Below are 12,786 nucleotides of genomic sequence, written 5' to 3'. Positions count from 1 at the left end.
TCCGAGTATCCTTTAGCTGTACGTAGTTATGACACATTATCAGGAATGAATATAGAAATTCCCGTTGATCTCGTTGTTTTAACAACAGGTATGGTTCCTGATGATTCTGCAGCTCATATTGCATCTAAACTTCACATAACGATGTCTGCAGATGGATTTTTCCAAGAACTTCATCCCAAATTAGCTCCTCTTGACTCTGTTACAGACGGAGTCTATTTAGCTGGCTGCACACAGGGACCAAAAGATGTGCCTGATAGTGTTTCTCAAGCCTTTGGTGCAGCAGCTAAAGCATGTTCCCCGATGGCTCAAGGCACGGTAGAAGTTGAAAGCACGATTTCCGTAATAAATGAGGACTACTGTACGGGCTGCGGGGTGTGTCAAGGTTCTTGTGAGTTTAGTGCGATCGTTTTTGAAGACAAACCTGAAGGAAAGAGAATATCTAAAGTTATTGAGGCTTTATGTAAAGGATGTGGTTCATGCGGTTCTGCTTGTCCATCTGGAGCGATTACAATGTTGAACTTCAAAGATAGACAATTGGACGCAATGGGGCGAGCCGCATTATTGGAGGGATAAAAAATGGTAAAAGTACAAGAAATACCAAAAGAAGCTATCGATTTTGAGCCAAAAATCATCGGATTCCTTTGTAATTGGTGTTCATACGCAGGAGCAGACCTTGCGGGTACTAGCAGAGTACAATACCCAACCAATATCCGTATCGTTCGAGTGATGTGTACTGGAAGGATAGACCCTCAACTTGTCCTTAATGCATTCAGATATGGGGCAGATGGGGTTCTAATTGCAGGATGTCATGAAGGCGATTGTCACTACATTGGTGGCAATTACAGAGCTTATAGAAAATATTTACTCTTAAAAGAGTTTCTGCGAAAAATGGGTATGCATGAAAAACGTCTACGCCTTGAATGGGTATCTGCATCTGAGGGAGAACAATTTGGTAAGGTAGTGAGAGAAATGGTAGATGACATTAAAGAATTAGGACCGAGTCCACTTGGTATAACCGCAACAGGAGGAATTGTTGTAGATGAAGGCGAAATTAAAATCTGAAGAGAATGTTGACAAAAAAGCTGTTCTTGAGGCTAGCGCAGCAATATTTAAAAACGAAAGAACTCGATGGCTTATAGGCAAAGGAGAGCATCTCTTAAAGGAGAACAAAATTACAGAAGAAGAATTTGAAGAACTTTTAGACAAAATACTCAAAGATGAAATTGAGCGAGAACTAATCTCTCAGGTTCTTCGCGAAAAAGGAACTTCTTCAATCGAAGAAATTTCCAAAGTAACAAATTTAGAACCAAAATTGATTCTCCAACACTTGGTCGCCCTGAAAAAGTTAAATATAGTCAACATTGTTGGGGAATCAGGCGATGATTATTTATACGCCCTATTATAGAAATGATTTTAGAAGGAGTGACCTAAAATGGCTGTACAAACTGAACTAAAAGTCGGCACCTTTGAAGATTTAAAGGCTGACGTGATTGACAAAGGAATGTGTACTGGTTGTGGCAGTTGTGTTTCTGTGTGTCCAACACAGGTTATTAAGTTTGTTGATGATGTTCCAACTCTTCAAGAACGCCCTGGGGAGGTTCCTGAGGGAGAACCGCCAATAGGTAAATGTATTGAGTGTAAACTCTGTTATTTCGGCTGCCCTGTTACGGATTCCCTTACACCACGCATGCAAGAATTATTTGGCTCTGAAGATGTCCTTGGTAATTATGTCCACCTTTATAAAGCTAAGACAGAAGTACCAGAGATTGCGGAGATTGCACAAGACGGTGGCATTGTTTCTACGATTATAGCATATGCACTTCAACATGGCCTCATTGATGGAGCCATCGTATCCGTACCAAGCGAAGAAAATCCTTGGATTCCTCTGCCGAAAATCATAACGTCCTATGAGGAATTGTTGAAATCTGCCGGTACCCGTTACTCACTTAGTCCAAATATCTCTTCTCTTGCACAATATAGGGATGTCGTAGAGGAATTATTAGCCCAACATCCTGTTGGCGAAGACTGGCTTCGTCTAGCGTTTGTTGGTACTCCCTGTCAAACATTAGGTGTGAGAAAACTTCAATCTGCTCTAGACGGTGTGGATATCCGCCCAGCTAACCTCATCACGTTGACCATTGGCCTGTTCTGCATGGAAAACTTTGATGCAACGAAATTACATAAACTTGTCCAAGAAAAGACAGGGCTGACTGTAAATCAAATACGCAAAATGGATATCAAAAAGGGTGCGTTGCGTATCTTTCCAAAAGACGGAGGGGAAGCGAAAACCATTCCCCTAGAGGAAACTTCAGAAGCTGTAAGAAGTGGTTGTCATTCATGTGAAGATCTCACTGCGTGGTATGCCGATATAAGTGTTGGAAGCATAGGCACACCTGCTGGATGGTCTACGGTCTTCACTAGAACAGAAAAAGGCAAAGAAATTTTTGACGGTGCCGTCAGAGAAAAAATGATCACAAAAGAACCAATTACAGAAAAAGGCGGCACAACTTTGCGCCGATTAGCAGATAAGAAAATGGAGAGTTCAAAAAAATCGTAGCCGTTCTCTGAAGAAGAGAAATCTTTTCCATTCAATATTCTTTTTTTACTTGGTTTTTGAACCGCTTTAAAAATATAACGCGGTGGCATGCTTGGCTAAAATCTCGGGGAGAAATATTGAAGATTGGTTGAAGGATTTGGATGATCCTGACAAGTATAATCGCGCAACCGCTTTAGAAACACTCTCTGATGCCATTCTTGAAGATCAAGATTTACTAGATCTTCTTATGCCTCATTTTAAAAGAAAACTATCAGATAAATCTTCTTTAGTTCAAATGACTGCAATTGAATCCCTTGGAAAGGTCAGTAAACAACACCCAGAGTTAGTTTCAGATACTATACCAACTTTAAAGGATTTTTTAAAAGTTCAAGATCACTATATCCGTGAAGGAACATTAGAACTTATAGGAGAAATTGGCTCAAGAGAACCTCAGGCAATTCTAGATTTAATTCCAGACATTATAGCTTTGATAGAAGCTGATGATCTAGAGATTCAAGAAAAAATTATTGAATCTATTGCAAAGATTCTTTCTACAGACTCGCCCCTTGCTTTTAGTGATTTACAGAAGTTTACAAATTTCATGCAATTACCTATACAAGAATTAAGAAAAAAAATCCTCCCAATGCTTGCTTCTAAATTTTCAAGTTTGTTGGTAGATCCAGCTAACTCTATAAGAAACCAAACTATGGATCTGATCAAATCAGTTTCCAGTAAAGATTTAACTTTTATCAAAGAACTTATTCCATTCCTTATTGAGAAATTAACAGATGAAAGCGTTACTTCTTCAGTTGTTCAGAGTTTAATAGAGTTATTACCTTTGATCCGTGAGGCAGTCAAGAAATAGATTCAAAAAATTATCGATTTAAAAAACTTCTAATTTTTCTTGGTTTTGTGTTTTTCTTCTTTCTCACGAAAAAGAGAAATAAAACAAGAATAAGTCTTCAGGGTTCATTTATGTGTACGAACCCAGTTTATCGCGCTAATTGCCGCAGAGGACCCTTCGCCAATAGCTGTGGCAATTTGCCGTCTTCCGCCTGTCACGTCACCTGCTGCAAAAACACCATCAATATTTGTAGCTTGCAACTTGTTCACTTTGATAAAACCGTTTTTTGTTAATTCGATACCTAAATCTTTTGCCAGTGCAGCGTTAGGTGCAGTACCACCCTCTACAAAGACTGCTGAAGTTTTTAAGGTATTTATTTTTCCTTCTTTGTCAGTAAAAACAACACCTGTTACTCGGTCTTCACCTATTATCTCATTTACAGTTATACTATATAGAACTTTTATATTCTGCAATTCCTCAAGTCGTTTCATATAGGTTGATTCACATTTTAATTCTTCTTTAGTACATAATATTGTCACTGAGCTTCCTAGTCCACCTAAATATAAAGCTCCTTTAGCAGCACCATTACCATACCCCGCAACTATCGTATCTCGACCACCAAACAGAGCTCCATCACAGATGGTGCAATATGATACGCCTTTTAAATAAAGCTCTTCTTCGCCGGGTACATCCAATTTTCTATAATAGGCTCCGGTTGCCAAAATAAGTGAGTATCCAGTGAATCGTTTATCGTCCGCAGTTATTACTTTGAATAAACCATTTTCATTCTTTTCCAGTTTTTTGACATTAGCAGTAAAAACTTCGCAACCCCAGTTTTTTGTCTGTGTATAGATGAGTTCTGATATTTCAAGTCCTTGAAGTCCATCTGGGAATCCAGGATAGTTTTCAACAATCCCAGCCTTAGCCAACTGAGAATCATAATGTATTCCGAAAACCATTGACTTTAAATTTGCTCTTGCAGCGTATATCCCTGCAGTTAAGCCCGCAGGACCTGCACCTATTATTAAAACATCATATAAATCAGTAGAAGTCATTTTTGATCTCCTGAAACCTTTTTACAAAATGAAAAACGTATTTAAGCTCTGATACTTTGTCTTAAACGTGATTACTTCGTTGCGTGGATAGCACAACGCTCTTATTTAAGATTTTTCATACAAAAAAGAATGAACAGAATTCGAGAATACAGGTTTTTATTTTTTAATCGCAGTTAAAACCTCAGATAACTCTGATATGGCGAGTTTCTTTTTGTCGTATCCTTCTTTTATTTTTTTCAATTCCTTGGTATAATTGACTTCACTTAATTCGCCTGTCGCGTATCTCGTTTCCAAAATCTCCAGCTTTTCTTTCATATTTTGTCTTTCTTCTTCTAACTTTCTCTTCCATAACTGCATTTTTGCTATTTCATCTCTTCTTTTTTTACTTGCATTTGCATACTTTTCTTGATACTCTGCCTTCATTTTTTGATAAACTTCTTTACTTAGATTTTTTTCTTTTCTAACTGAGTCTAACTTTTGAAGCCGCTCTCTCCATAATTCCTCGTCTTCAGCTAATGCTTCGTGAGGTAAGGACTTTATTTTGCCTTCTAATCCATTTTTCTTTTCCTTTAAAGTTGCAAACTGTCCTTTTAGGTCCTTTATTTCATCAGTATATTCAGCCATATCCACTTCGCCGCTTTTTATTTTACCCATTATTCTTTCTACTTCAACCGAAAGTTTTTCCATCTTTTCTTTGGTCGATTTAAGCTCTCCACGGTACCCGAATTGTTCATATAATTCTTTTGGAATTTCTACTTCTTTTATTTCTCGATCCGAAAAAATTGGTTCTTTTTTAAGGGGTGTTGGCGGCGTTGCGGTATGTATTGTTGGTCTAGAAATATCTAGTTGAGTGATAGGAGTTCCACATTTTCGGCAGAATCTTTCGCCAGGATTTATTTTATTCCCACATTTTATACAGAATTTAACTTTTGACATTTAACTTCCTCTTTTAACTTTTAATTTTCAATTTCAGCTCAACAGAAAATTAATTAGAGTTAGAGAATTCTCCATATCCTTTCTTTTTTCTTCTAAATCAGTTTTTTTTGGTAGATATTCATCTTCTGAAACCTCTCCAAGTTCATATCTAACCAATGATTCTTCAAGTGTCATTTTAATATTAGATAATCCTTTATCCAGGATTTTTTTCCATCTACTCAATTTATAACGTTCAGAGTCAAGTTCATTTCTTACTGCCTGTAATTTTTCAGAATACTCTCTTTTGAGTTTTGAATAAGTTGTTTGTGATGTTTTATTATCCTGAAAAATACTTTCTAACTTACTGAGACGTTCTACCGCTTCTTGTTCTTGGAATATTAGGAAGTATATATTCAATGGTTTAACATCCATTTTCTCCGAAAGTTCTTTTTCCAATAATTCTTTCTCTTCTTTTAATCCTGCAGATTCAGAGTTATATTCCTCATCTGATAACTCCCCAACTTCTTTCTTTGCGCTTAACTCTTCTAATTTCAAATTAAGTGGTCTTAGTTTTTCTTCTATTTTCCAAACGTTGTACGTTGTAACGATTTGTTTGAATTCTTCGGGGGGTATTTCTTTTTCCTCTACAGATTCTTCTATTTGAGATACGCTTTCTGAAATTGCATTCTTATGCGTTGCAAGGGTGTTTTGAGGGTCTACGGGAGTTCCACAACGATTACAAAATCGTGCACCTGGGACTATAGAATTACCACACTTCCGGCAGAAGCGAACTACTCTACTCATAGTAATATTCTCCATTCTATTGAGTGACATCAATCAATATGAAATTTTTGGATTTTTTTAGGAGAATAAGGAGTTTTCTAAGGTTTTTTCACCATCTTTTCTGCACTTTAAAAGAAACATAGATCGTTAATTAGGGAAATGAAAATTCGATATTTTCTTACCATAGATTTCATTGGAGTCATTCTAAGACTCAGGGGAAAAGTCCTGTGATGAGATTTAAGTTAAAATGATGAGATTCATAGTAGTTGTTCCTTGCATTTTTTGAAACCAATAATGTAGAGTCATCAAGAAATTTACTTTCATTGACCTGTCAAACGCATAAATACACTGTAAGACATACTTCTTAGTCGTAGTATAATGAATAAAGGACACAACGCGAAATTAATGAAACTAATAACTTTCAAGGACGTATCTTAAAATGTGTCTACTTGGTAAGTATGTATGTGATTTCTGGTATCACGAAAACAAATGTGCTCTTAAAAAGCATGATTTATGGCAGATTCTCAAAGAAGCCTGTCCATTATTGAATGAAACTAAGATTGTTGAGGAACAGATTATACAAGTTGCTCCAATACAAAGGACAATTAAAGAGTCAATGTAAAACTTCCTTTGTAAATCCTCTTTTTTCTAAACTTCCTCTAAACGCATTATTACTAACGCTATTCGACGTTGGCAATTTTTCTAAAATAATTAATTGATTTGGTCACGAATTCTTTTACTGGTCTTTTTTAATTCGTTGAGTTGGGTTTATTTAGACCAATCTTTAGATATTTAAACTCTCAAAATTTCAATAGCATCCAGAGTGATTCAGATGAAGTTAATTGTTGATAATAGAGAATCTAATGCGATTATTAATTCGGCACGCGAAGTTGCACAAGAAGCAGGTTTAGCATTTAGAGTTCAACAACTACCATTAGGTGATTTTATAATAATTGATCAAAACGATCAAGTTATTATAATTGAGCGAAAAAGAGTTAATGATTTTATCAGCTCAATAAGGTCAAATAGGCTCTGGCAACAGTTATTAAATTTTATGAAAACAGATCAGATACTCGGATTTCCTATAAAAAGACATATGCTTTTATTTCATGGTACTTATGGTGAATATCTGTCTAGTTTACAAGAGATAAATCCAAATGGTGATCTCTCATCCTTTTGGGGACAAATTGTTGGAGCACAACAGGAAATTCTTTTTGTTTATAATACACCAATCGTGTTCATCGAAGACGATGCAGATGCATTTAAATCCTTTTTAAGAATCACCGCTAAAAGGGAAGAACAAGGAAAAAATGATAACTTGCCTAAAGGTCGATGGTATAGGAAACCAAAACGTTCAATGTTACCCGAAAAAGATCAGAAATCCTATGTTCTCGCCTCAATCCCACTTATTGGTGATTCATTGGCAAAGATACTTCTTGATCACTTCCGCACGATACGAGGAATAGCCACAGCTTCCATTAATCAACTACAACAAGTACCAGGGATTGGAAAAAAGAAAGCGGAACGCATCTACGCTATCTTCCATTAGACTAATTCAAGATTATTGTGTATAATAATAGTATTTAACTAATTTTTTTCTAAAAGCCTCTAAGATCGTATCTTGAAACGGTTTAATCTCAAAAATATTTTGTCCATCCAAATTATTTAAAAACTCATATTCACTATCAAAGATATCGATTTGCGATATTTGCTTGCCTCTTATAATGACATCCGCTTCGAATCCTTCTGTAAAGTGGATAATTCCAAGACCGCGTGTTACCTTAATGAATTCCCTTTCTTTTTTGCGATCTTTAAAATACTCTGGCATGAAAATCCATTCTTCAGTTAAATATTGCTCGTTTAATTCATTGAGTTTGTTTATTTCCCAGTCTGTTAATTCGTCCTTTTTGAATTCAACATTTAAAGTCTTCTTGAAATGTTTTATAATGTCTTGAGCAACCTCTTCACGGTTAATATCTTTACCCAGTTCTCGTTTTAGGTTAGTAATATAATAGGGCAGCAACTCGGCAAAACGATGTTTAAATCCTGTTGTTGGGAATTTTAATGTTTCAACACAGGTCGTATAGTCAAAATCGGTGATAATATTACCACAAACAACTCCTGTGGATTCTATAGACCCCGCACCATTCCCAGAAATCTTGCGATCCCCAATGAAAATATCATTCATATCTTGATTAGCATCAAGCCCGAGTGATCTTAAATACTGCAACGGTCCTTTAAGTGCTTTATCGTAAAGAATTTTATTTTTCAAGGGAAAATGATAGCCTTTCAAGATGACATGGTAAAAAACCTGTCCTTCATCGAGCATGACAGTTCCTCCTCCTGTCATTCTTCTTGTAAATGGGATATCATTCTCCTTACAATAGTCAATATTAACTTCCGCATAAGTATTCTGACTTTGTCCACAACTCACTAGTTTTCCATCTGTAAATTCAATTATTAGAGTGTTCATAGTAGAATCGAGGTTTTCTGAAGTATATAATGCAGTAGCATGCCACACTGTTTGAGTCCACAGCGGATCTACGCGATCTAGACGAAGTAATCTCCATTTTGCCATGAAAAACGCACCAAATTCGAAAATTAGCTGCTATAAAGAAGGTTTAAATTTCAATGATCTTTGGGTTTACGTCTTGGGACGTTATCTCAAGAATTCCAACAGTATTTCTTTCTGCCCAACGCTTATCAGTTGGAGAACCAGGATTCACAAAAAGCCTCCCACGCTTTTTTTCTACAAATGCATTATGTAAGTGCCCACAAACAACGATTTCGTAATCTTTTCCCCTAATCATATCTTCAATTTTTTCGATGAATCCTTGAGGACCACCACTTCCATGAATAACGCCAATTTTATGACCTAATATTTCTGTTTCATTGATTTCAGGTAGTTGAGTTGCTACTCCTGGAGAATCCATGTTTCCATGTACTGCAAGAACGGCGGGAGCAATTTTATTTAATTCATCTATCACGGTTAAAGAAACTAGGTCTCCAGCGTGAATTATTAACGAAACTTTGTTATTCCTAAAAATATGAATAGCGTTTTCGGGAATTGCTTTTGCAACAACAGGGATGTGAGTATCCGAAATTAAACCAACCTTTTGCGATTTTTCGGTCATTAGTTATCACCCTAAAAAAGTTTTTCAGTTAAGCCTTGCTGTAAGTATTGCAATAGCTGCTGAAGGAGCGCATAACGCAAGATCTCCTGTCCATATTTCATCAAGGTCGTGAAATTGTTTGATACCAACTTTTTGCGCTGCTGGCTTCGCTAGAAAGTCTTTTCCTATCCCGGTAAGAATACACTCTAATCTTTGATCAATGTTATTCATTTCATTAGCTGTCACACGATTAATTCCGTTGCTTATCTCTGCAACTTGCTTTAAATAAACATATTGAGCAATATTTTCGAGTTCTTCTGTTTCTAGAAGTTCAATATCAGCACAGATTGTGCGTGCTAATCTTTCAAGTGCATATTCTTTTGTTTTTCCTCGTCCATCTGGAGTTTCACATGAATAATCTCCTGAATTTATATGTCCTAAGACCAAATGAACGTCTGCTGAAATAGCAAAATACTCGGGACATATCCGTACTAGTCTGTTTTTTACAGGTACATGCGTAACAACTGCTGCCACATTTGTTCGTAATGCACCAGTATAAATAAGCTCACCAGAAATAAGACGGTCTAAGTCGTTCTTTCCAAATGTAAGAACCGTACCATCTTGAAAGGGTATAATATCTGTGGTGGTCGACCCTGTATCAATAAACAAGCCAGTTGAAAAGGCTTCCGCAACTAGTTTTGCTGTGGCACACCAGTTTGCAGCGGCAAAATCTAACGGAGATCGTTTTGCATCTTTAATATCATGCATTTTGCCGAAAATATCGATAGTATAAACCTGATTGCCCTCAAAAGCAGTTTCAGTAATTTCCAATATTTCAAGTACACCTTCCCTTTTGGTCCGATATGCATCAGATAACTCTGCCGTCATAACTATTCCGACAGCATCAATCCTGTCAGTGCAAAATTCTGTTTTTAGTTGCTTCAGTAGGGACAATAGTTCATGGCGTTGCTTCCATACTGGAAAGTATATCGACTTTGTCTTAATATTGCTAATTTCACCATCGTGATATGTTATTAATGCCGCTTTTGTATTCGCACCACCGATATCCAGTCCAATTACATCTGTCAAAAGGCCGACAACTCCATTTATTTAGTTAAAGATTTTTGGATGTTAAACCTATTTCTCAATATTCACATACTTATTTTCATTCGTATTCTACATTTAACATTAAAAACAAACAGTTCTTTGAACATAATTTAGCAAATGATGAAATCTTAAACTTACTCAGTAACAAAAACAGAAACTATATAAGACCAGACTAGAATAAAAGTACTCTAATATTTGTTTTAATAAGAAAAAGTGCAAGTTTTGGGGGAGATCTCTGTTACAAATGAATCAGAAAAAAAGAAAATCTTTTTTGTGCGACGCTTCTTTGATGGAATAAAATTCTTGCTTCAGACGCGTGAAACTCGTTATCTATTGAAACTAATAGCTGTTTTATTTAGTTCGATGATTATTACCTATACAGCTATATCTTTGACAATTGCTACATTTGGAAAAATTGACCTTATTTTACGCTTAGGTCTTTATGTTTTCCCGTTTTTTTTGGTATTGTTTCTATTTATTTTAATAGAACTAGCACGTTTCTATTGGAATGACAGAAAATACAACTTATTTCCGGAAAAAAACCCACTACTAAAAATGAAATATTGGTATTATCCTGATTTAAAGGATAGAAAAGGACGCCGTTTATTAATAAGAGTTGGAATTTTTATCTTTGTATCTCTTTTAGTCCTTATAGCACTTGCTGAAACTCTTATTGTGCAGGAAATATTATTTGCGCTACTTACTATATATACTATAGCGATTTGGAGTTCTTTTTACTTAATTTTCGTTCTTCTGTTCATTACAGCATTTATTGCCGCTAAAGGAACTATGCAGATGTTTGAAGCAAGATATTCAGAAAAATTTCAGCAACAAAATTATTGGTTTTTTATTTTTCTCCCTTTACCTTGGATATTATTCATCAGTCTATTGATTTTTGCTGGTGAAATTCGAAGTATTTTTGGCAGCGAAGCGGGATTTTGGCGTTTGGAGGCTCAAATCCTATACGGATTCCTATGTTTGATTGGGATTTTTACAATTCTAAAGAGAAACTGGCGAGTGGGATATACTGCCAGTCAAGTTTCAGCGTCTTTAACATTTTTGACGGTTATTGTTATTCCAGGCATTATAGATTCAATACAAGCAGAATTGGGAACTATAATTTCACTTATTGGGTTAGCTCAGTTAGATACCAGTGGTGGGACATCATATTATTTCCTGGGCCCAATTATTTCACTTATAGCAATGGGTTTCTTCTACATTCAAGGTGCTTTGGATGACTATGGTGATAAATTACGAAAATATTATGCTGCATGGGATAAAAAACTGCAAGAGTTCAACATTAAGTCCGAAGAGGATATTCAGAATGAGAAATATGATAAAGTATTTGAGGACACGCCCCTCAATACTGATGTTCCAAATGCGTACCGTAATTCTATAAGTGGGTTGATATTACTCCTATTAACCTTTTTTGGAATAATTTTTATAATAGGGGGGTTGTTTTCAGTTAGTGGTACGGCAATAGGATCGGAATTCACAGAACTCTTTTTAAATATAACCTCCTTTTTAGAGCTCATGGGCCTTACATTAGGTCTCTTTGTTTATACAATAATTATCGTATTCCGCAAGCAAAGAAAGCAAGAAGTGATCTCCGAAGCGCTGAAGGTGACAGAAAAATCTACTCATTAATACACCTTCTGTCCTAAATGTGGCACTGTGAATAAGCTTAGAAGCAAGTTTTGTGTCTCTTGCGGGCAGAAACTCTGGGCCCCTTAGTTTTTCTCTTATGTACAAACTAAACTCTTTCCTTCTTTCAACATCTGAAAGTAACTATTTACTTTATTTTATAACGGTGAGAAAATTCCTTCCACAAGGTCAGTAATTCACATTAACCTAATTAAGGCTTTTAATCGAGCTTAGTAGAAATTTATGAATCTTCGAAGGCTATTCAAACTTGTATTTACCTTTATAACTTCACGTCTAAAAGAATTCATATAAGTCTTTTTTAATTGCCTTGTGAGATATCTGGGGCTTGCTAAGAAAAGACGGAAGCCTCTTTTAATTAATTCACTTATTTTTTCGCGTGAAACAGCTTTCGGTACTATATCAGGAACCGCAACACCGGTTCGCCAATATTTGTCTTCATCTATATAACCCTGATGCACTAATTCGTCCCAAATAGGCATACCAGGCGCTGCACCCAGCATATGAAAATCAGGAATGTCCACTCCAATCTTTGACGCAAATCTAAGAGTGGTCCACATTTCCGCTACAGTTTCTCCTGGTGCTCCCAAGATAAATGAAGCAAAGGAATCCATACCCGTTTCATTACAATTCTTAATTGCTTGTTTAGCCATTTGAGGTGTTATCCTTTTCTTATAATATTCAAGAATCCAAGGGATAGCACTCTCTATCCCGAAATACAACGCATTACAACCTGCTTGTTTCATCGCCCACAGCATTTCCTTTCCAGCT

At 36.1% G+C, this 12,786-nt stretch carries 15 protein-coding genes and 1 pseudogene; 9 read left to right on the top strand and 7 right to left on the bottom strand.

Annotated elements, in window-relative coordinates; all coding sequences use genetic code 11:
• The 5 genes from QVB70_RS06665 to QVB70_RS06645 form a co-directional block, all read left to right on the top strand.
• Positions 1 to 573: 4Fe-4S binding protein (locus QVB70_RS06665; protein ID WP_287584680.1), on the top strand; the 573-nt coding region annotated here is incomplete at its 5' end.
• Positions 574 to 576: 3 nt separating this feature from the next.
• Positions 577 to 1,062, top strand: a complete 486-nt coding sequence (locus QVB70_RS06660; protein ID WP_287584678.1) for a hydrogenase iron-sulfur subunit — start codon at positions 577 to 579, stop codon at positions 1,060 to 1,062.
• Complete coding sequence (locus QVB70_RS06655) at positions 1,040 to 1,405, top strand: hypothetical protein (RefSeq protein ID WP_287584675.1); 366 nt, start codon at positions 1,040 to 1,042, stop codon at positions 1,403 to 1,405. The genes QVB70_RS06660 and QVB70_RS06655 overlap by 23 nt, the downstream gene beginning before the upstream one ends.
• Before the next feature lie 27 nt (positions 1,406 to 1,432).
• Complete coding sequence (locus QVB70_RS06650; RefSeq protein WP_287584672.1) at positions 1,433 to 2,557, top strand: Coenzyme F420 hydrogenase/dehydrogenase, beta subunit C-terminal domain; 1,125 nt, start codon at positions 1,433 to 1,435, stop codon at positions 2,555 to 2,557.
• 91 nt (positions 2,558 to 2,648) lie between these two features.
• Positions 2,649 to 3,401, top strand: coding sequence for a HEAT repeat domain-containing protein (locus QVB70_RS06645; RefSeq protein ID WP_287584670.1), 753 nt, complete (start codon positions 2,649 to 2,651; stop codon positions 3,399 to 3,401).
• A 104-nt stretch (positions 3,402 to 3,505) separates the two neighbouring features.
• Here the strand turns inward: QVB70_RS06645 and QVB70_RS06640 are convergent, their stop codons facing one another.
• The 3 genes from QVB70_RS06640 to QVB70_RS06630 all read right to left on the bottom strand — a co-directional run bounded on the left by QVB70_RS06640 (position 3,506) and on the right by QVB70_RS06630 (position 6,154).
• Positions 3,506 to 4,435, bottom strand: coding sequence for an NAD(P)/FAD-dependent oxidoreductase (locus QVB70_RS06640; RefSeq protein ID WP_287584668.1), 930 nt, complete (start codon positions 4,433 to 4,435; stop codon positions 3,506 to 3,508).
• A 156-nt stretch (positions 4,436 to 4,591) separates the two neighbouring features.
• Positions 4,592 to 5,371, bottom strand: coding sequence for a zinc ribbon domain-containing protein (locus QVB70_RS06635; protein WP_287584666.1), 780 nt, complete (start codon positions 5,369 to 5,371; stop codon positions 4,592 to 4,594).
• Positions 5,372 to 5,404: 33 nt separating this feature from the next.
• Entirely contained in the window at positions 5,405 to 6,154 is a 750-nt protein-coding gene (locus QVB70_RS06630; RefSeq protein ID WP_287584665.1) for a zinc ribbon domain-containing protein, read from the bottom strand.
• Between the two features lie 418 nt (positions 6,155 to 6,572).
• Between QVB70_RS06630 and QVB70_RS06625 the strand changes: the two genes are divergently transcribed.
• The gene (locus QVB70_RS06625) at positions 6,573 to 6,755 is read left to right on the top strand and encodes a hypothetical protein (protein ID WP_287584663.1); all 183 of its coding nucleotides are present in this window, start codon (positions 6,573 to 6,575) and stop codon (positions 6,753 to 6,755) included.
• Between the two features lie 210 nt (positions 6,756 to 6,965).
• The gene (locus QVB70_RS06620; protein WP_287584661.1) at positions 6,966 to 7,682 is read left to right on the top strand and encodes an ERCC4 domain-containing protein; all 717 of its coding nucleotides are present in this window, start codon (positions 6,966 to 6,968) and stop codon (positions 7,680 to 7,682) included.
• A gap of 12 nt (positions 7,683 to 7,694) precedes the next feature.
• Here the strand turns inward: QVB70_RS06620 and QVB70_RS06615 are convergent, their stop codons facing one another.
• The 3 genes from QVB70_RS06615 to QVB70_RS06605 are packed head-to-tail and all read right to left on the bottom strand — an operon-like array spanning position 7,695 to position 10,335.
• Positions 7,695 to 8,711, bottom strand: a complete 1,017-nt coding sequence (locus QVB70_RS06615) for a biotin/lipoate A/B protein ligase family protein (RefSeq protein WP_287584659.1) — start codon at positions 8,709 to 8,711, stop codon at positions 7,695 to 7,697.
• Between the two features lie 43 nt (positions 8,712 to 8,754).
• Positions 8,755 to 9,267: a metallophosphoesterase family protein gene (locus QVB70_RS06610; RefSeq protein WP_287584657.1), complete on the bottom strand. Its 513-nt coding sequence runs from the start codon at positions 9,265 to 9,267 to the stop codon at positions 8,755 to 8,757.
• A gap of 24 nt (positions 9,268 to 9,291) precedes the next feature.
• Positions 9,292 to 10,335 (bottom strand): hydantoinase/oxoprolinase family protein, encoded by a 1,044-nt coding sequence (locus tag QVB70_RS06605; protein WP_287584655.1) that lies wholly within the window; start codon positions 10,333 to 10,335, stop codon positions 9,292 to 9,294.
• 240 nt (positions 10,336 to 10,575) lie between these two features.
• Between QVB70_RS06605 and QVB70_RS06600 the strand changes: the two genes are divergently transcribed.
• Both QVB70_RS06600 and QVB70_RS18570 read left to right on the top strand, forming a co-directional pair.
• Positions 10,576 to 12,000, top strand: a complete 1,425-nt coding sequence (locus QVB70_RS06600; RefSeq protein ID WP_287584653.1) for a hypothetical protein — start codon at positions 10,576 to 10,578, stop codon at positions 11,998 to 12,000.
• A 12-nt stretch (positions 12,001 to 12,012) separates the two neighbouring features.
• Positions 12,013 to 12,087, top strand: a pseudogene (locus tag QVB70_RS18570) (zinc-ribbon domain-containing protein); the annotation flags it as partial.
• 140 nt (positions 12,088 to 12,227) lie between these two features.
• Here QVB70_RS18570 and QVB70_RS06595 read toward each other — a convergent pair.
• The coding region (locus QVB70_RS06595) for a radical SAM protein (RefSeq protein WP_287584650.1) at positions 12,228 to 12,786 on the bottom strand (559 nt) is incomplete at its 5' end.

It is taken from the genome of Candidatus Borrarchaeum sp. (genome assembly GCF_019058535.1).
In the GTDB taxonomy this organism is placed as follows: domain Archaea; phylum Asgardarchaeota; class Sifarchaeia; order Borrarchaeales; family Borrarchaeaceae; genus Borrarchaeum; species Borrarchaeum weybense.
This window is presented reverse-complemented; position numbering and strand designations above follow the sequence as displayed.